Genomic DNA, 19,002 nt, shown 5'->3' on the forward strand with positions numbered 1-19,002 from the left:
TAGCCTAACTAGCAATCCTTCGATGTAGCTGTGTCTTTGGTGGCTCTTTAGTTCTAAGCGGCTGTGCTACTGGGGCACTGGGCCCTACTTCGGTTTGTCGTGGCATGGGCAGCCCGCGGTCTGCCGCAGTCTGAAGTTCGCGGCCTGAGCGCGCGCTATCTTCCACGCCGGGCCGGTAGTCTGACGCTTCATGGTTTCGCTTTCCATCCCCTCGATGTTGCGCCAGTGCGTCAACCTGCACCCGGACGGCACGGCATTCACTTACATCGATTACGAACGGGATTCGGAGGGCATAAGTGAAAGCCTGACGTGGTCGCAGGTGTATCGGCGAACCCTAAACGTTGCAGCAGAAGTCCGCCGCCATGCCGCAATTGGTGACCGTGCAGTGATATTGGCCCCACAAGGACTCGATTATATTGTTGCTTTTCTGGGCGCTTTACAGGCCGGTCTTATTGCGGTTCCACTTTCGGCTCCGCTCGGCGGCGCCAGCGATGAACGTGTTGACGCGGTAGTGCGTGACGCGAAACCCAATGTCGTTCTGACAACATCCGCGATAATGGGCGATGTCGTCCCGCGCGTTACGCCACCGCCCGGTATTGCCAGCCCGCCAACGGTTGCGGTCGATCAACTAGATCTGGACTCGCCGATACGATCTAATATTGTGGACGATTCTCTCCAAACAACCGCATATTTGCAGTATACGTCGGGATCGACCCGCACACCTGCCGGTGTAATGATTACCTACAAGAATATATTGGCAAATTTCCAGCAGATGATTTCCGCCTATTTCGCCGACACCGGAGCCGTACCGCCATTGGACCTTTTCATTATGTCGTGGCTACCGTTCTATCATGACATGGGTTTGGTTCTGGGAGTTTGTGCGCCGATTATCGTAGGATGCGGCGCTGTGCTCACAAGCCCGGTGGCGTTTCTGCAGCGACCAGCCCGGTGGCTGCAATTGATGGCACGCGAGGGCCAGGCGTTTTCGGCGGCACCGAACTTCGCCTTCGAACTGACGGCAGCAAAAGCAATAGATGACGACTTGGCCGGGCTCGACCTTGGACGGATCAAAACCATCCTCTGCGGCAGTGAAAGGGTGCATCCGGCGACCCTCAAGCGCTTTGTCGACCGGTTTAGCCGTTTCAATCTTCGAGAATTCGCAATTCGGCCCGCGTACGGACTCGCGGAAGCCACGGTGTATGTGGCGACCAGCCAAGCCGGCCAACCCCCAGAAATCCGTTACTTCGAACCCCACGAACTTTCCGCTGGGCAGGCCAAGCCGTGCGCAACCGGGGCGGGCACAGCTCTGGTCAGTTACCCGCTGCCGCAATCACCCATTGTTCGGATCGTCGATCCCAACACCAATACCGAGTGCCCACCCGGAACAATCGGTGAGATCTGGGTACACGGCGACAATGTCGCCGGCGGCTATTGGGAAAAGCCTGACGAGACTGAACGCACCTTCGGAGGAGCACTGGTCGCTCCCTCGGCCGGCACACCCGTAGGGCCTTGGCTACGAACTGGCGACTCGGGCTTCGTGTCTGAGGACAAGTTTTTCATCATCGGCAGAATAAAGGATCTGTTGATTGTTTACGGCCGCAATCATTCTCCCGACGACATCGAGGCAACGATCCAGGAGATCACTCGGGGCCGCTGTGCGGCGATAGCGGTTCCGAGCAATGGCGTGGAGAAGCTCGTTGCCATCGTCGAACTCAACAACCGCGGCAACTTGGACACAGAGAGGCTGAGCTTCGTCACGCGTGAAGTCACCTCGGCGATATCCACCTCGCATGGATTGAGCGTGTCGGATCTGGTTCTGGTGGCGCCCGGCTCGATTCCGATCACCACGAGCGGCAAGGTCAGACGTGCCGAGTGTGTGAAGCTGTATCGACACAACGAGTTCACCCGGTTGGACGCTAAGCCGTTGCAAGCGAGCGATCTTTAGTGGTCACGCGACTTGCACCCCGTCTCGGGGTTGTTCGGCAGCCATGCGGCTGCCTCCCTTCCGCGCTTCACAGCCACCAGCCGGGCAAGGCCCGGTCTTACGGTCGGCTCCACGCTTAACGACGGGAACCAGCGGTCGGCGACCACCAGCGCCGACCCGTACCAGCCCGTCTTGTAGGACAAGTGCCGGCGCGGAGTGCCCAGGGCCGAGTCCGACAGTCCGCGCCGGCGGGCGCGGGCGCCGGGAAGCCCCTTTTGCCGCAGCATCCCCGCAGCGTCCAAACCTTCAACAACGATGTGGCCGTGGGTTTGAGCCAATCGTGTTGTCAGGACATGCAGGTGATGAGTGCGGACATCGTTGACCCGGCGATGCAGCCGGGAAATCTCGGTGGTGCGCTCGCGGTAGCGCCGTGAGCCTTTCGTGCACCGCGACCGCGCACGGCTGGCGTACCGTAGCTCTTTGAGTGCCGTGTCGAGTGGCCGTGGATTGGGCACTTCTTCGAGCACTGCGCCCGCCTCGTTGGCGACCGTGGCCAGCCGGCGCACCCCGACGTCAACGCCAACCCGTGAACCGGGCTGTGCCACGTTGGGCTGCTGCGGGCGTTGCACGAGGACCCGCACACTGGCGTCGAGCCGGGTGCCGTTACGGCGCACCGAGATTGCCAGCACCCGCGCCCGGCCTGTGGCGATGAGCCGTTCAATCCGGCGTGTGTTCTCGTGCGTACGGACGGTCCCGACGACCGGAAGTGTGAGATGACGGCGATCAGGTTCGACGCGCATCGCTCCGGTCGTGAATGTCACGCGGTCCTGATCGCGGCCTTTCTTCTTGAACCGGGGGAAGCCCATTGTCTTGCCCTCACGTTTACCGGATCGGGAGTTCTGCCAGTTCCAGTACGCATCGACAGCGCCGCCAATGCCGTCGGCGTAAGCCTCTTTCGAGCACTCCGGCCACCACACCGCCCCGGTCTCGGCGTTGACACACACCTCGTCCTTGACGGTGTTCCACCGTTTACGAAGCACCCGCAGCGACGGCTTGACAGTCCCGATACCAGTAACGCGCCACGCCTCGATATCGGCTTTCAAAGTAGCGACCGCCCAGTTGTAGGCCTTGCGGCGAGCGCCGAAATGCCGCGCCAGCGCGCGGGCCTGGTCCTCGGTTGGGTCCAGCGTGAACCGGAACGCCTGCACACACCAGCCTTCTGGCACCTCGAATCTGGCCATCAAGCTGCCTCCGCGTCCCCGACCGCAGCAGCAAGGGCACGCTTGGCCCCGTTCTGTGCAGCGCGTTCACCATAGAGCCGAGCACACATCGAGGTCAGGATCTCGGTCATATCGCCCACCAGGTCGTCATCAACCTCAGCCAAGTCGACCACCACCAATTCCCGGCCCTGGGCGACAAGAGCGGCCTCGACGTACTCAGAGCCAAACCAGCAGAACCGATCCCGGTGCTCCACCACGATCCGCGTCACCACCGGATCACCCAGCAGCGCAAAAAACTTACGGCGATGTCCATTCAACGCCCAACCACCCTCGGCCACCACCTTGTCGACAGAGAGATGTTGCGATGTGGCCCACGCGGTCACCCGCGCGACCCGCCGATCCAGATCGGACCTCTGATCCGCTGACGATACCCGCGCGTACACCAACGTCCGCCCGCGCCCAGACTCCTCGACTGCCGGATCGTTCACCAGAATGAGCCGACCCACTCGCTGCGCCGGAACCGGCAACAGCCCGGCTCGAAACCAGCGATACGCGATCACCCACGCAACACCGTTGCGCTCCGCCCACACCGCCAAATTCATCCATCTGTTCCTACAGCACACCACCGACAACTACCGACCACTCAAAACGCAACAGTTGGCAGCCCTACGATCGGCCAGCGCCTGACGGGCGGCGTTATATCCAGGGATGAACGTGATTCCCGGCCCACCGTGACAACCGGCACTGCCCAGGTACAACCCGGCTATCGGGATCGGCTGGCCGATAAAGCCTTTCGGGCCAGGCCTGTTGGGGCCGATCTGGTCCGAGTGCAGCAGGGCATGGCAGTAGTCCCCACCCGGGGCACCGAACATCACACCCATGTGTTTGGGGGTAAAGGTGGTGTACCGGAGAATGCTGCCTTTGAAGTTCGGTGCCAACCTAGTGATCTTGTCGATCACGTTCTGCCCCATTTCGACCTTTGCCCGGCCGTACCCTCCGTATTTTGAGCCACCCTCGATCGGGAACCACATTGCGAACGCCGACGCGGCCTGCTTACCCGCCGGGGCCAGGCTGGGATCATGCAGCGACGGGATCTGCAACACCACGGTCGGATCGGCCGGGACGATCCCACGCCGGCAATCCTCCCACTGCTGCTGAACCTGCTCCGGTGTACAGAAAATGCCCATCGATGCCTGCATGCTCGGATCGTTGAGTGCCTGGTAGGGCGCCGCGAAGGCCGGTGGCTGCGCGAGCGCAAAATGCATCTGCAGATAGCTGCCGCGGTGGTCGATGCGCAAATAGCGATCGCGGATTTCCGACGGCAACACTGCCGGATCGATCAGCTCGTTGATGGTGACGTCGGGTGCTATGGCGGAGACCACGATCGGGGAGGTCAAGGTGTCCCCCGCCGCGGTGCGCACGCCCCGCACGCGGGCTGACGACCGACTATTGTCAACCACGATCTCGGTCACCTTGGAACGTAACCGGACCTCGCCGCCGGTGCGTTCCAGCAATTGCGACAGATGGGTGGTAAGCGCGCCGATGCCACCGCGCAATTTCTTCCACCGCACGAAGTCGCCCTCCGGGACACCCAATCCGAAGGCGAGCGCGGCAGCGCTGCCCGGTGTGGCCGGCCCGCGATAGAGCGTGTTCACGGCCAGCACGGTCATCGACCCGCGCAGGGCGCCGTGCTTCTCGCGGTCCGGGAAATGGCGGTCCAACACGTCGGTGACCGATCCGAACAGCATGTCATCGATCGCTGACCGTTCGAATTCATTTGTGGCACAGGCATACATCTCGTCGAAGCTCTTGGGCAGAGTTCCGGCTTCGAAACGCCCCAGCGCCCGGGTCGGCGCCTGGCTCCACGCCAGCAGGCCCGCCATCCCGGTGACGGCGTCTGCCCCGTGCACCCGATGGAGGTGGGTAAGCATCTTCGTCGGGTCGGTGAATTGGACCACCGGATCGTCCCCGACACCGCGCAACGCTACCGACATCACCTCCAGATCGACCGTCGGCAAGCTGTCCAGGCCTAACTCGCTGCTGACCGCCGAGGAGGTCGGGAACTGCACCGATCCGGCGATCTCGAACCGGTACCCGTCGAACAGCTCCACCGTGGAGGCCATCCCGCCGGCGTAGCGCTTAGCGTCCAGACACGCGGTCCGCAGTCCGGCTCGCTGCAGCAGCACTGCCGCGGTCAGCCCGTTGTGCCCGGCGCCGATAACTATCGCGTCATAACCAGTCATACGCGTCTCCAGCAATGCAGGCTCGCACGCGCTCGATGTTTTGTCAATTATGACGAAACTGTGAGGGTGGTCCAGGTGTCGGAGATGCCGACGCGCAGCGACTCCAGTGCGACGTGGCAGACCCGCGCCAGCTCCCCGAGCGACCGGTCACTCCCAAGCATCCAGGCTTCCATCGCGCCGAACACCGCCGCGGCGACGCATCGTGCGGTGACGGCGATGTGCAATCGGGCATCGGGTGCACCCGCGATATCGCAGTTACGTCGCCGCAATTGGGCCTGGATGGCATCGGCGAAGTCGGCTTCCACCTCGCGCATATGGCGGACGATCCGGCTCGGCTCCAACTCGCCGCGCCGCAACGACGCAATCTTCGTCACTGCGTCAACGTCATAAGGAAACGAGAAGATAGCCGCTTGCACGGAATCGATGATCGATTCGTCGGCCGGTCTAGCATCCAGCGCCGCGCGAAACCAGTGCAGTCCGGCGTCGTAGTCGGCAAACAGCAAATCGTGCTTGGATCTGAAGTGGCGATAGAAAGTACGCAGCGACACCCCGGCGTCCTCCGCAATCTGCTCGGCTGAGGTAGCCTCGACGCCCTGGGCCAGAAATCGCACCAGGGCGGCCTGGCGCAGTGCCTCGCGAGTGCGTTCGCTGCGCGCCGTCTGCGGGGGCCGGACCATGACTGCAAGCTATCGTCAATTTTCGTTCTGTCAACATTGACAAAACTGTTGGCCACGGCGAGACTGCGCGCATGGTGTCGCTTCTTGTTCACGCTGCGCTGGGAGTAGTCGTCATCGGCTGGATCGTCTCGTCGAACCCGAAGGTTTTCACCAGGCCGGCCGGCGGATCGTGGTTCTCGCTGCCGGAGTGTGTGTACTACGTCGTCGGTATTGCCTCGATCGCGCTGGGGTGGTACTTCAACATTCGTTTTGTGCAGCAGTACGCGCACGGAGCCGCCAACCCTCTCTGGGGTCCCGGCAGCTGGGCGGAGTACGTCCGGCTGATGTTCACCAACCCGGCGGCCAGTTCGGCCGGCCAGGACTACACCATTGCCAACGTGATCCTGCTGCCGCTGTTTTCCACCACCGACGGCTACCGACGTGGTCTGCGGCGGCCCTGGCTGTATTTCGTGAGCAGCCTGTTCACCAGCTTTGCATTCGCGTTCGCGTTCTACTTCGCCACCATCGAACGTCAGCACCGACACGAACGTTCCCGTGCGACGGTCGGCGCCTAGGCGGCGACTGGCTTGGTGGCCCGCCACCTCAGGCGAGCGCCCGCGACATCGACGTGGATATCAGTGAATCCCACAGCTCGCAGCCGACCGGGGAGGTCCGCCGGGGCGATCGGAGTGTAGGTGTCGGCGATGTGTATTAGGCGAAACGGCAGCGACGGCACACCGTCGCTGCCGGCAAAGACGCCACCTGGTTGCAGCACCCGGTACGCCTCAGCGAATAGCTGGTCCTGCAGTTGGGCGCTGGCAACATGGTGCAGCATCGTGAAACACACCACGGACGTGAAGTGATCATCGGGCAGCCCGGTCTGGGTGCCATCGCCGCGGATGATGCGCGCCCGCTGGCCGTAGCGGCGGTTCAGGCGCTCGACCATCGAGTTGTCGACTTCAACGGCGGTGAGCGAGGCGGTCAGGCCAAGGAGCGCTTGCAGTGTCGCCCCATAACCGGGGCCGATCTCCAGCGTCCGGGGGCCGAGTTCGACGTGCTGCAACGCCCAGGGCAGGAGCTGATTGGCCACCGCTTTTTCCCAGCCTGCCGAGCTGCAATGACGCCGATGTAGAAGATTCATGGCCATGGCCCAGAACACTAGTTAGCCACCGGCCGGCAGTCTTCCGATATTCTGCCTTAATATGTCGGAAAACAGCCACCACAGGCTGGCCACAACCTCGTTGACGCTCCCGCCGGGAGCGCGGATCGAACGCCACCGCCATCCGTCACACCAGATCGTCTATCCGTCCGCAGGGGCGGTCTCGGTCACCACTCACGCGGGAACCTGGATTACGCCGGTAAATCGGGCAATCTGGATACCGGCGGGCTGTTGGCACCAACACAAGTTCCACGGCCACACGCAATTTCACGGCGTAGCGCTGGATCCGCAGCGCTATCGCGGCGGCCCGGCAACCCCGACGGTGCTCGCGGTCAATCCGTTGATGCGCGAACTCGTCATCGCGTGTTCGCAGGCCGACCGAACCGACACCGACGAGCACCACCGGATGTTGGCCGTACTGCAGGATCAACTGCCAACAACGAGCATCCGCGAGCCACTGTGGGTTCCCTCACCAACCGATCGCCGGTTGCGGCACGCGTGCGCGTTGATCGCCGACAACCTGACCCAGCCCTTGACGCTGCAGCAGATCGGCGGCCGGATCGGTGTCAGCCAGCGCACGCTGAGCCGTCTGTTCAGCGACGAGCTGGGTATGACGTTCCCGCAATGGCGCACCCAGCTGCGCCTGCAACATGCGCTCGTGTTGCTCGCCGAGCGCCACGACGTCACGTCCGTGGCGTCCGAATGCGGTTGGGCCACACCAAGCGCGTTCATTGACACCTACCGACAAGCCTTCGGACACACTCCCGGCCAAGCCGCTAAGCCAATGGCGGCGACCCGCCTCACCCGGCTCCGCCGCGCTCGCGATCGCCGCTAAGCGACCGGCTCCAGCACTTCGACACCCACGAACGGAACCAGTGCGTCCGGGACTCTAACGCTGCCGTCGGGCCGCTGGTGGTTCTCCAGGATCGCAACCAGCCACCGGGTGGTGGCCAGCGTTCCGTTGAGGGTGGCCGCGATCTGCGGCTTGCCGCTGGCATCCCGGTAGCGGGTCGCCAACCGGCGCGCCTGAAAGGTGGTGCAGTTCGACGTCGACGTCAGCTCGCGATAGGCCCCCTGCGTCGGAATCCACGCCTCGCAGTCGAACTTGCGGGCGGCCGACGAGCCGAGATCACCCGCGGCCACGTCGATGACCCGATACGGCACCTCGATGCGTGCCAGCATCTGGCGCTGCCAGCCCAGCAGCCGCTCATGTTCGTGCTCCGCGTCGGCCGGTGTGCAGTAGACGAAGCCCTCGACTTTGTCGAACTGGTGCACCCGGATGATGCCGCGCGTGTCCTTGCCATGGCTGCCGGCCTCACGTCGGAAACACGACGACCAGCCCGCATACCGCAGCGGCCCGCGGGAAAGGTCCAGAATCTCGCCGGAGTGATACCCCGCCAGCGGTACCTCGGAGGTGCCCACAAGGTAGAGGCCGTCGCCCTCTACCCGGTACACCTCCTCGGCGTGGGCGCCTAGAAATCCCGTGCCTACCATCACTTCCGGGCGCACCAGCACCGGCGGGATCGTAGGGACAAAGCCGTTGTCGACGGCTAGCTTCAGCGCCAGCTGCAGCAATCCAAGCTGCAGTAGGGCACCCCGACCGGTCAGGAAGTAGAACCGTGAACCCGACACCTTGGCGCCGCGCTGCATGTCGATCAGGCCCAGCGACTCGCCGAGCTCCAGGTGGTCCTTGGGGTTCTCGAGGTAGCTGGGCTCGCCGACGACGTCGAGCACCGCGTAGTCGTCCTCCCCGCCGGCGGGTACCCCGTCCACGATGACATTCGAGATCGCCAGGTGCGCCGCGGTGAACGCCGCCTCCGCTTCGACCTCGTCGGCCTCAGCGGCTTTGACCTGCTCGGCGAGTTCCTTCGCGCGCCGCAGCAGCGGCGGGCGCTCTTCGGGAGACGCGCCACCCACGCTTTTGCTGGCGGCTTTCTGCTCGGCCCGTAACGAATCGGCGGTCGAGATCACGGCCCGGCGGGCGGCGTCGGCCGTCAGCAGGGCATCTACCAGCGCCGGGTCCTCGCCGCGGCTGAGTTGTGAGCGGCGTACCGCGTCGGGGTTTTCACGAAGCAGCTTCAGGTCGATCACGGCCGCAAGACTACTTTTGACGCCCAGTCAGGGTGGCGGCAGAGGACCATCCACCCGCGATGAAGCGATCCCGCAAGCTGACAACTGCAACATTGGTCATGCGGCCCCGCCGACCCTGTCAGAATGGAGCGGATGTTGGACGCGCCCGAGCAGGACCCCGTCGATCCCGGCGACCCGGCCAGCCCCCCGCACGGGGAGGCGGAACAGCCGCTGCCCGGGCCTCGGTGGCCACGCGCCCTGCGCGCGTCGGCGACCCGGCGAGCGCTACTCCTCACCGCTTTGGGTGGCCTGCTGATTGCCGGGCTGGTCACCGCGATTCCCGCCGTCGGCCGCGCGCCGGAGCGGCTGGCCGGCTACATCGCCAGCAATCCGGTGCCCAGCACTGGCGCCAAGATCAACGCTTCGTTCAACCGCGTCGCCAGTGGTGACTGCTTGATGTGGCCGGACGGCACGCCGGAGTCTGCCGCCATCGTCAGCTGTGCCGACGAGCACCGGTTCGAAGTCGCCGAGTCCATTGACATGCGGACATTCCCCGGCATGGAGTACGGGCAAAACGCTGCTCCCCCGTCGCCCGCCCGCATTCAGCAGATCAGCGAGGAGCAGTGCGAAGCTGCTGTGCGCCGCTACCTCGGCACGAAGTTCGATCCCAACAGCAAGTTCACCATCAGCATGCTGTGGCCCGGCGACCGGGCGTGGCGGCAGGCCGGTGAGCGCCGCATGCTCTGTGGCTTGCAGTCGCCCGGTCCGAACAACCAGCAGCTCGCCTTCAAGGGCAAGGTCGCCGACATCGACCAGTCCAAGGTCTGGCCGGCCGGTACCTGCCTGGGCATCGATGCCACCACCAACCAGCCGATCGACGTGCCGGTGGACTGCGCGGCACCGCACGCGATGGAGGTATCCGGCACGGTCAACCTGGCCGAGAGGTTTCCCGACGCGCTGCCGAGCGAACCCGAGCAGGACGGGTTCATCAAGGACGCGTGCACCCGGATGACGGACGCCTACCTCGCACCCCTCAAGTTGCGTACCACCACCCTGACGCTGATCTACCCCACGCTGACGCTGCCCAGCTGGTCGGCGGGTAGCCGCGTGGTCGCATGCAGTATCGGCGCGACCCTGGGCAACGGGGGGTGGGCAACCCTGGTGAACAGCGCTAAGGGGGCGCTGCTGATCAACGGCCAGCCGCCGGTACCCCCACCCGACATTCCCGAGGAGCGGCTCAACCTGCCGCCGATTCCGCTTCAGCTGCCAACGCCTCGGCCCGCCCCCCCGGCTCAGCAGCTGCCAAGTACCCCACCAGGCACTCAGCACCTCCCTGCCCAACAGCCAGTGGTTACGCCCACCCGGCCACCCGAATCGCATGCGCCAGCGTCGGCAGCACCGGCCGAGACCCAGCCACCGCCACCAGACGCCGGAGCGCCGCCGGCGACCCAATCACCAGAGGCCACACCGCCTGGCCCCGCCGAGCCCGCACCGGCAGGCTAGCCGGGTGACAGTACGGATGGACCCGCAGCGGTTCGACGAACTGGTGTCCGACGCACTCGACCTCATTCCGCCCGAACTGGCGGACGCCATGGACAACGTCGTCGTGTTAGTCGCCAATCGCCACCCCCAGCACGAAAATCTGCTCGGCCAGTACGAAGGGGTCGCGTTAACCGAGCGCGGCTCCGACTACGCCGGATCGCTGCCTGATGCCATCACGATCTACCGCGAGGCGCTGCTGGACGCCTGCGACTCTGAGGATGAGGTCGTCGACCAGGTCGCCATCACGGTGATCCATGAGGTCGCCCATCACTTCGGCATCGACGACGAGCGCTTGGACCAACTGGGCTGGCGTGACGAACCAGCGCCCGGGCGCGGCAACCCGGATTTGTCGGCACCCGATGCTATGAACGGCCCATGAGCACGGACTGCCGCGACTGCCGGGCGGGCTTGGATCACTGCCACGGCACCGTCATTCGTCATCCCTTGGCACGGCCGGAATGCACCGAGCCGGACTGTGTCAGCCCCGAGCTGCAACCCCATATCTTCGTCCTAGACTGCAATGCCGTCAGCTGCGAATGCACTGAATCGGCCACGGCGCCCGGGTCCTTCAGATCAGCCCATCGGGTCGGTGCTTGACGTCACCGCGTGTGTGACCGGGCTGGCTGCGGCTTCAGCGGGGTCCGGACAAAACGGCGGCTTCCGGAGGCCCCACTGCACACAACTCCATCGCCCATCGGTTATCGGGGCCAGCACCACCGACTCGACGTTTTCCAAGTGGTTGTCCAACACAAAGTTGCCGTCCACCCCGGCAAGCACCGCGGCGGCCAGCCGGATCGCCGCGCTGTGGCTCACGACGACGATGTCGCCGTCCCAGTCACCGTCGTCGAGGTAACGCATGCGCAGGTCGGCGAGCACCGGCAGATAACGATCCAGGACGTCGTTGGCGGTCTCGCCACCGGGCAGCGGCACATCCAACTCCCCGCGATGCCAGCGGCTGTAGGTGGCGTTGAACTCGGCGACCGCCTCGTCGTCGTTGCGGTTTTCCAGCTCCCCTACCTGTACCTCGTGAATGCCGGCAACCTCGTGGGCCACCATGTCGAGTTCGGCAGCGACCACCGCGGCCGTCTGGTAGGCCCGGATAGCCACCGAGTGTGCGAGCAGTGCCGGCCGGCGACAACCGCTGCGCGCGAACGCCCTGGCCTGATCACGACCCAGCGGTGTCAGCGCCGTTCCCGGCGGCAGGGTATCCAACCTGCGCTCGACGTTGCCATAGGACTGGCCGTGCCGCAGCAGCACCAAACGACCGCTCATGCTTGCGCCCCCTGGTCGTCCGGGCGAACCAGGGTCTGCTCGGGTTTGCCCGCGCGGAGCCGCGCTAACCAGCGTGATGCTTCGTCTACCAGGGGCGGCTGCGCCCCTGCCGCTGGCCCCGTCGGCCAGGACCCCAGGTATCGCACATCAGCACAACGTCGGTGCACCGCCTTGAGTGCCTCGGCGACGGCCTCGTCGTCGATGTGGCCGACGCAATCCACGAAGAACAGATAGGTGCCAAGTTCGGTACGGGTGGGCCGGGATTCAATCCGAGTGAGATCGATGCCGCGGATGCCGAACTCGGCCAGCGCAGCTACCAGCGCACCGGGCTGGTTGTCGATGCGCAGCACTGCAGACGTGCGATCGGCTCCGGTGCGCGCCGGAGGCGGCCCGGGCCGACCAACCAGGACGAAGCGGGTGCGGGCATTGGATTCGTCAACGACACCGTCGGCCAGGGCCGCCAATCCCCAACGAGCGGCCGCCAGCGGCGAGGTCACCGCGGCGTCAACCAAGCCGTCAGCCACCTGCCGGGCCGCGTCCGCGTTGGAATAAGCCGGCCGCAGGTCGGCGGCGGGAAGATGGGCCGCCAACCACTGCCGCACCTGTGCAGCCGCCACCGGAAAGGCCGCCAGGGTCCGCACGTCCGCGGCGTTGCGCCCGGGTTTGACCACGATGCTGAACGTCACGTCCAGCGTTGTCTCGGCGAACACCTGCAGGCGCACACCGATGGCCAGGCTATCCAAAGTAGGCAGCACGGAACCGTCGATCGAGTTCTCGATCGGCACGCACGCATAATCCGCACCGCCGTCGCGGACCGCAGCCAGTGCTGCGGGCGCGCTCTCGACCGGCATCCGCTGCAGTGCATCGGGCCCGGTCTCGGGAACTAGGCCGGCGGCCACCATCCGGACCAGGGCTGCCTCGGTGAATGTCCCTTCCGGACCGAGGTAAGCGATACGCACCACGCTCACAACCCTAACGACGCAAAGCCGACCGCCAACTCTTGCGACCAGACCGTGCATTAGTTAACTTAGGCTTACCTAAACACAGGAGGTCGTGGATGCCGCCGCTCACCAGTCTCGCGCCGACTACTGCCGAGCGAATTCGCAGCGCCTGCGCGCGGGCCGGGGGCGCCTTGCTGGTGGTTGAGCGGGAGGATCCGGTCCCCGTGCCCATACACCATTTGTTGTACGACGGGTCCTTCGCCGTGGCGGTTCCGGTCGATCGTGGCGAGGTGTCCGGTTCGCAAGCGCTGCTGGAGTTGACTGACTATGCGCCGCTGCCGGTGCGTGAACCCGTCCGTTCGCTGGTGTGGATCCGCGGCTGCCTCCACCAGATCCCGCCCGCAGAGCTGGTTGAGACCCTGGACCTGATCGCCACCGATAATCCGAATCCGGCCCTGCTACAAGTCGAGACCCCGAGGCCCGGGCCGGCCGATGCGGCGGAGACCCGGTATACCATGCAGCGGCTGGAGATCGAATCCGTAGTGGTGACCGACGCCACCGGCGCCGAACCCGTTACCGTGGCGGACCTGCTCGCGGCCCGACCCGATCCGTTTTGTGAAATCGAATCAACCTTGCTCTGGCACCTAGCCACCGCCCATGACGATGTGGTCGCGCGGCTGGTATCCAGGCTGCCGGCACCGCTACGACGCGGACAGATCCGCCCCCTCGGTCTCGATCGGTACGGCGTCCGGTTTCGCATTGAAGCTCGCGACGGAGACCGCGACATCCGACTGCCGTTCCATAAGCCGGTGGACGACATGACCGGGCTAAGCCAGGCCATCCGGGTGCTCATGGGTTGCCCGTTCCGCAACGGGCTGCGCGCCCGCAGGTAGCAGGCACAGCCGCCGCTCGGCCGCGTTGGCCGGCTGCATCCAAAGGTTCAGCCACGTACGTTGTCTAGGTCCGGGGTTGGCATCCGACAACCCGACGACACTGATATCGATCCCGCGTGACTCTTATGTACCGATCCCTGGCCACGGCCGGGACAAAATCAACGCCGCGTTCGCGCTGGGCGGGGGGCGGCTGCTGACCCAAACGGTCGAGTTGGCTACTGGCCTGCACCTGGATCACTATGCCGAGGTCGGATTCAGCGAGTTCGCCGACCTCGTCGACGCCTTCGATCCGTTGGCCGGCGTCGATCTACCGGCAGGCTGCCAAACACTTGACGGACGTGCAGCGCTGGGCTACGTCCGGACTCGGGCCACACCACGGGCCGATCTAGAGGGCTCCGACGTGCCGGTGCCAGCCGCCGCGTTCGAAACACAGCCCTAACGACACGCTGCCGAATATGACCCGTGTCGGAAATTAGGGCGACAAGAGTAATGCGGCTCAACATAGCCTTGCTTTACTTAGGCAAACCTGCCTTCAACCAGGAGGTTATTATCATCCTGTGGTAACTAGGAAAGCCTTTCCTGAGTAAGTATTGCCTTCGTTGCATACCGCCCTTTACCTGCGTTAATCTGCATTTTATGACAGAATACGAAGGGCCTAAGACAAAATTCCACGCGTTAATGCAGGAACAGATTCATAACGAATTCACAGCGGCACAACAATATGTCGCGATCGCGGTTTATTTCGACAGCGAAGACCTGCCGCAGTTGGCGAAGCATTTTTACAGCCAAGCGGTCGAGGAACGAAACCATGCAATGATGCTCGTGCAACACCTGCTCGACCGCGACCTTCGTGTCGAAATTCCCGGCGTAGACACGGTGCGAAACCAGTTCGACAGACCCCGCGAGGCACTGGCGCTGGCGCTCGATCAGGAACGCACAGTCACCGACCAGGTCGGTCGGCTGACAGCGGTGGCCCGCGACGAGGGCGATTTCCTCGGCGAGCAGTTCATGCAGTGGTTCTTGCAGGAACAGATCGAAGAGGTGGCCTTGATGGCAACCCTGGTGCGGGTTGCCGATCGGGCCGGGGCCAACCTGTTCGAGCTAGAGAACTTCGTCGCACGTGAAGTGGATGTGGCGCCGGCCGCATCAGGCGCCCCGCACGCTGCCGGGGGCCGCCTCTAGATCCCTGGCGGGGATCAGCGAGTGGTCCCGTTCGCCCGCCCGTCTTCCAGCCAGGCCTTGGTGCGGCCGGGGTGGTGAGTACCAATCCAGGCCACCCCGACCTCCCGGCAAAAGTCGATGTCCTCGTACTCATCGACGTTCCAGCAGTACACCGCCCGGCCCTGAGCTGCCGAGCGGTCAACGAGTTGCGGATATTCCTTTAACGCAGGCAGTGAGGGTCCCACGGCGGTTGCCCCGACCGCCGTGGCCGCACTGCTGGTCAGGTATCGGGGGGTCTTGCCGAGCAACACCGTCGGCAGCAGCGGTGCAGCCCGCCGGATCCGCCAGACCGCGGCGGCCGAAAACGACATCACCACCGCACGGGATCGATCTGCGGAGGCGGGTGCGGCAATACCGAACCGGTGTAGCAGCGCCAGCAGCTTGTTTTCCACCAGCGAGCCGTATCGGACGGGATGCTTGGTCTCGACGAAGATCTTCACCGGCCGGTGCCAGTCCAAAACCAGCGAAACAAGCGCGTCCAGGGTCAGCAGACTGGTGTCGCCGTGCGAACCGTCGGGGCGCCAGCTGTCGTGCCACGCGCCGTACTCCAGCTCGCGTAGCTGGGCCAGCGTCATCGTGCTGACCAAGCCGGCTCCCGTCGAGGTTCGGTCCAGGCGGCGGTCATGCACACAGACCAGATGCCCGTCCCGGGTCAACCGCACATCACATTCCACGCCGTCGGCGCCCTCTTTGAGCGCCAGGTCGTAGGCGGCAAGGGTATGCTCCGGCCGAGCCGCCGACGCACCACGGTGAGCAACCACAAAGGGATGTCCGGCGAGCACCTCGTCGGCCCATGTCATGTCCACTATGCTGCCGGTTCCTGCCCGTCCAACTCAACCGCAACAGAAGATGCCGGCGCGGAACGCCCGTCTGTGTTCACCACCACCCAGCGATGCGCTGGGCGTTCGACCGGCTTTTGCTCGAACCCCTCGAAGACCCGCGCAGCAGCGGCCACCGCGGCCGCCGCACACAGATACGCCAGCACCATCATGGTGGTGTTGTTGGCGATGCCCTGAGCGTCGGTGACCCAGCTGGTGGCGAACGCGAACATCGATATCGCGTTGCTGACGATCCACACGATCCACCACACCACGATCGGCCTGCGCAGCCGCGTGTAGCGGTCCTCGACCAGCGCCAACTCGATGACGTACAGCGGAGCCCACAGCAGATTGACCATCGGCAATAGGCAGCCGGCCCATAACTCACGGGCGGAACGCCGCTCCGGCAAGCCTTGATGCATAAACGCGGCGGCCCGACGGGCGACCAGCCACCGGACCAACAGGACAATGGTAGTGCCGGCCGCCGCAATCGCCGCCAAGCTGACCAAAACCCCCAGCCAGACCGAGGCGCTGGCCACCACCGAGTTCAACAATGTGTTTCGGTTGATGACCAGCAACACATACCGCACCACAAACACCACGACCGCGATGCTGAACACCAGCAGGCTCACCAACAGCGTGGTGCGCACCGCCGCCGGCGATGGCCCTGCTTTCGCCGAGGCCGGCACGGGAGCCTGGTCGACATGGTCGGTTAGCCCCCACCGCGGTATCCCGGCGTAGCGGGGAGTAGGCCCACGTAACCGTGGGCCGTGCCGTGGCGGCGGTGCCGCCCCGGGTCGCACCGCTATCCACCGAAAACCTGGGGGAAGCCGCGGCGGTGTGCGCCGCGTGTCGGAGGCCGTCGGCACCTGCGGGCGCGCCGGTGTACGCCAGCGCGCCTCGGCCGGCATATCCGCCAACGGCGCCAGCAACATCCCCCGACAGCGTGGACACCACACGCGTTGCCGCTCACGGACGTTCCAGCCAGTTCCGCACTGGGAGCACACTTGGATCACCAGACCAGCCTAGTGACTTCTCCGCCCCGCACCGGTACGGCATTGTCCGCGCCGTCAACAGGCGTTGAGGCAGGCTTCCGCGCTGGATTGGGCGCGCCCGGTCGCGGCACGTCCAGCACGACACAGCTACCTACGACTATCCACAGTTTCCACAGCTTTATCCACAGCGGTAAGAATCCGACGAATGGCGTTAACACCGGCTCCATCCGTCAGCCAGGCCCACAACTGTGGATAACAGCGCCCGTCAATGCGTTCTCATCGACAGCCTGGCAGGTACCCGAGCGAAATGGATTGTCGCACTAAGCATCCACATCTGCCCCGGCTGCACCTAGCAGCCTGCCCGCCCGGGCCCGGCCTGCTCCTGCGATCGTCAAACCACACATTTCGCGGCGCTGCCGGCGCAGTATCCGGACGTCTTGTGGCGCTGCGAGGTACCAATTTTTCCCCACCATTCACCAGGAGTTATTATCGCGTGCACGACACTTCGTTGTGACTTACCTCACCGTCGTGAGGTGAGCATGCAGGTGAAAGGCGACTGATGGCCACACACTCGTACGGCCCAGGGTCTACAACGCCGCCGAACTCTGGCTCGCCGGAGTGGAACCACGCCTACGGCATTGCCGCTTTGCGGGCCGCCCTGATCGCTCTGGCGTTACTGGCGATTCTGGCCGTCATCGCTTTGGTTTGAGTCCCCGGCCACTCGGGTGGCACCGAGTCGGTCCGGACGCCCTGGTCAGAACCGGTTCTCGGATTTGGGTAACCCCCCTTGTGTCACTGCCGTTTCGGTGGTCACAGCACGGCAATTGTTGTGGGTGGCCTTTCATAGAACTGCGACATGGATTACCGCGGTCGTGAGGAAATCGTCGAGGCTGGTTGCACCCCCACGGAGCCAGCCAGAAATTCTGTAGATCAGAGTTGGCTTGATTATGAATCATGCTCTAGCACAGGGCAACTCGTGAGTGTGTTGAACACTACCGTCCTGTTCTGCGTTCCGGCACTCGAATAACCTCCCGTCCCACTCGAAATATTGCGCAGCCTAAGATAAATCAGCTTCATAGCCGAATCCTTGCCTGGCAAAAGGACCGCGGTTATTGATTAACTTGCGCAGCTCGATCGGATAGTCCAGGAATGGCACGAATTCCGGCTACGCATGCGCCCAGACAAAATTCCTTGAGCGCGAGCTCGGCGGCCTCCACGGTGACGGCGCCATGAATCCCGGCATCGACGAGACGCCCCGGGCTGTCTTGGATCGGCCGGCCCGAGGCGTCTTTGCGCCCGTCAAGGTCCACCCTGATAGCCAAATGCGCCAGCTGGCGGCAACCACCCCGTTGTCTTCGATCCGCAGCCGTAAACCGTCGTTCGTCGGCGCCCGTCGCCCAACGTGAACTGAGGGCGGAGAATCGGCCGGAATCTCGCCCTCAGTTCACGCTCGGCGCCGTTTGGCCTCACCCAGTCAATGTGATCTGTGCGGGCGGGCGTTGGCGCGTAGCGAACCCCAGTGGCGCCGGCCCGCCAAGCACGCCCCGGCGCGGCCAGCTCATCAGCGGCTACGCAAGCGCAACGGCGCCCGCGATGGGCTGTGGAAGAACCCGGAGGATCTCACCGAACACCAGAATGCCAAGCTGTCGCGCTCATCTACTCAAAGAAGGCCTACGGCACCTGTTTTCGGTCAAAGGCGAAGAGAGTAAGCAGGCACTGGACCGGTTGATCTTCTAGGCGCGGCCCCGAGTGAGCATACTTTGGTGGCTTGTATCTCTTGTAGTGCCGCTTTGACGGGGTGGTGGTCAGGTACGGTGGCCTCGGGAGAGGCTGGAGGGCTCGACGTTTTCGGCTGAGTGTCTGGGCCCGTGAAAGAGATCGTCTGCTCCAGCTTTGTCTCCTGAACTGACCCGGTTTAGGGAATTGGTGGCCAGGTTGCGGAAGTGCGCAGCATCGACGTGTACCTGGGTGAGGCATCGAATCATCGACAAGCACCGGAGCCGCGCGTGAACTCCCGCCGCGTTGTGGTCGGGGATGATGTGGGAGAC

Annotated in this window: 18 protein-coding genes, 1 other RNA gene and 2 other annotated features; of the genes, 9 read left to right on the top strand and 10 right to left on the bottom strand. The window is 64.3% G+C overall.

The window, feature by feature from the left end:
- The first annotated feature begins 190 nt into the window (after window positions 1-190).
- Window positions 191-1,945, top strand: coding sequence for a long-chain-fatty-acid--CoA ligase FadD23 (gene fadD23 / locus Rv3826; RefSeq protein ID NP_218343.1), 1,755 nt, complete (start codon window positions 191-193; stop codon window positions 1,943-1,945).
- Window positions 1,922-3,794 (bottom strand) — a mobile genetic element (IS1537, len: 1873 nt. Insertion sequence IS1537.). It overlaps the preceding gene by 24 nt.
- On the opposite strand, the gene Rv3827c is transcribed toward fadD23, so the two are convergent.
- From Rv3827c to Rv3830c, 4 genes are all read right to left on the bottom strand, one after another.
- The gene (locus Rv3827c; protein ID NP_218344.1) at window positions 1,942-3,168 is read right to left on the bottom strand and encodes a transposase; all 1,227 of its coding nucleotides are present in this window, start codon (window positions 3,166-3,168) and stop codon (window positions 1,942-1,944) included. Its footprint overlaps the feature before it by 1,227 nt. The genes fadD23 and Rv3827c overlap by 4 nt on opposite strands.
- On the bottom strand, window positions 3,165-3,776 hold the full coding sequence (locus tag Rv3828c) for a resolvase (RefSeq protein NP_218345.1): 612 nt from the start codon (window positions 3,774-3,776) through the stop codon (window positions 3,165-3,167). It lies within the feature at window positions 1,922-3,794. Before Rv3828c ends, Rv3827c begins: the two co-directional genes overlap by 4 nt.
- Window positions 3,777-5,387: a dehydrogenase gene (locus tag Rv3829c; RefSeq protein ID NP_218346.1), complete on the bottom strand. Its 1,611-nt coding sequence runs from the start codon at window positions 5,385-5,387 to the stop codon at window positions 3,777-3,779.
- 47 nt (window positions 5,388-5,434) lie before the next feature.
- Window positions 5,435-6,064 (bottom strand): TetR family transcriptional regulator, encoded by a 630-nt coding sequence (locus Rv3830c; protein ID NP_218347.1) that lies wholly within the window; start codon window positions 6,062-6,064, stop codon window positions 5,435-5,437.
- A 71-nt stretch (window positions 6,065-6,135) separates the two neighbouring features.
- Here Rv3830c and Rv3831 point away from each other — a divergent pair, with 71 nt between their 5' ends.
- Window positions 6,136-6,618 (top strand): hypothetical protein, encoded by a 483-nt coding sequence (locus Rv3831; protein ID NP_218348.1) that lies wholly within the window; start codon window positions 6,136-6,138, stop codon window positions 6,616-6,618.
- On the opposite strand, the gene Rv3832c is transcribed toward Rv3831, so the two are convergent.
- Window positions 6,615-7,190 (bottom strand): hypothetical protein, encoded by a 576-nt coding sequence (locus Rv3832c; protein NP_218349.1) that lies wholly within the window; start codon window positions 7,188-7,190, stop codon window positions 6,615-6,617. The genes Rv3831 and Rv3832c overlap by 4 nt on opposite strands.
- A 55-nt stretch (window positions 7,191-7,245) precedes the next feature.
- On the opposite strand from Rv3832c, the gene Rv3833 reads away from it, so the two are divergent.
- Complete coding sequence (locus Rv3833) at window positions 7,246-8,037, top strand: AraC family transcriptional regulator (protein ID NP_218350.1); 792 nt, start codon at window positions 7,246-7,248, stop codon at window positions 8,035-8,037.
- On the opposite strand, the gene serS is transcribed toward Rv3833, so the two are convergent.
- Entirely contained in the window at window positions 8,034-9,293 is a 1,260-nt protein-coding gene (gene serS / locus Rv3834c; RefSeq protein ID NP_218351.1) for a serine--tRNA ligase, read from the bottom strand. The two genes, Rv3833 and serS, sit on opposite strands and share 4 nt — an antisense overlap.
- Before the next feature lie 132 nt (window positions 9,294-9,425).
- On the opposite strand from serS, the gene Rv3835 reads away from it, so the two are divergent.
- On the top strand, window positions 9,426-10,775 hold the full coding sequence (locus Rv3835) for a hypothetical protein (protein ID NP_218352.1): 1,350 nt from the start codon (window positions 9,426-9,428) through the stop codon (window positions 10,773-10,775).
- Window positions 10,776-10,779: 4 nt separating this feature from the next.
- Window positions 10,780-11,193 (top strand): hypothetical protein, encoded by a 414-nt coding sequence (locus tag Rv3836; protein NP_218353.1) that lies wholly within the window; start codon window positions 10,780-10,782, stop codon window positions 11,191-11,193.
- 194 nt (window positions 11,194-11,387) lie between these two features.
- On the opposite strand, the gene Rv3837c is transcribed toward Rv3836, so the two are convergent.
- Together Rv3837c and pheA are read right to left on the bottom strand one after the other, a co-directional pair.
- Window positions 11,388-12,086: a phosphoglycerate mutase gene (locus tag Rv3837c; protein ID NP_218354.1), complete on the bottom strand. Its 699-nt coding sequence runs from the start codon at window positions 12,084-12,086 to the stop codon at window positions 11,388-11,390.
- Window positions 12,083-13,048, bottom strand: a complete 966-nt coding sequence (pheA, locus tag Rv3838c) for a prephenate dehydratase (RefSeq protein NP_218355.1) — start codon at window positions 13,046-13,048, stop codon at window positions 12,083-12,085. The genes Rv3837c and pheA overlap by 4 nt, the downstream gene beginning before the upstream one ends.
- Window positions 13,049-13,143: 95 nt before the next feature.
- Between pheA and Rv3839 the strand changes: the two genes are divergently transcribed.
- From Rv3839 to bfrB, 3 genes are all read left to right on the top strand, one after another.
- Window positions 13,144-13,920 (top strand): hypothetical protein, encoded by a 777-nt coding sequence (locus Rv3839; RefSeq protein ID NP_218356.1) that lies wholly within the window; start codon window positions 13,144-13,146, stop codon window positions 13,918-13,920.
- A 25-nt stretch (window positions 13,921-13,945) separates the two neighbouring features.
- Entirely contained in the window at window positions 13,946-14,359 is a 414-nt protein-coding gene (locus Rv3840) for a transcriptional regulator (RefSeq protein NP_218357.1), read from the top strand.
- 197 nt (window positions 14,360-14,556) lie between these two features.
- The gene (gene bfrB / locus Rv3841; RefSeq protein NP_218358.1) at window positions 14,557-15,102 is read left to right on the top strand and encodes a bacterioferritin BfrB; all 546 of its coding nucleotides are present in this window, start codon (window positions 14,557-14,559) and stop codon (window positions 15,100-15,102) included.
- A gap of 14 nt (window positions 15,103-15,116) precedes the next feature.
- On the opposite strand, the gene glpQ1 is transcribed toward bfrB, so the two are convergent.
- Together glpQ1 and Rv3843c are read right to left on the bottom strand one after the other, a co-directional pair.
- Entirely contained in the window at window positions 15,117-15,941 is an 825-nt protein-coding gene (gene glpQ1 / locus Rv3842c) for a glycerophosphoryl diester phosphodiesterase (protein ID NP_218359.1), read from the bottom strand.
- Window positions 15,177-15,270, top strand: a sequence feature (ncrMT3949, fragment of putative small regulatory RNA (See Pelly et al., 2012), cloned from M. tuberculosis CDC1551; supported by RNA-seq in H37Rv (unpublished data).; Fragment of putative small regulatory RNA). Its footprint overlaps the gene before it by 94 nt.
- Window positions 15,942-15,946: 5 nt before the next feature.
- Entirely contained in the window at window positions 15,947-16,975 is a 1,029-nt protein-coding gene (locus Rv3843c; protein ID NP_218360.1) for a transmembrane protein, read from the bottom strand.
- A gap of 476 nt (window positions 16,976-17,451) precedes the next feature.
- Between Rv3843c and MTS2975 the strand changes: the two genes are divergently transcribed.
- Window positions 17,452-17,544: non-coding RNA, Putative small regulatory RNA (gene MTS2975 / locus RVnc0040), on the top strand.
- Window positions 17,545-19,002: the final 1,458 nt, after the last annotated feature.

It is taken from the genome of Mycobacterium tuberculosis H37Rv, assembly GCF_000195955.2.
GTDB lineage: Bacteria > Actinomycetota > Actinomycetes > Mycobacteriales > Mycobacteriaceae > Mycobacterium > Mycobacterium tuberculosis.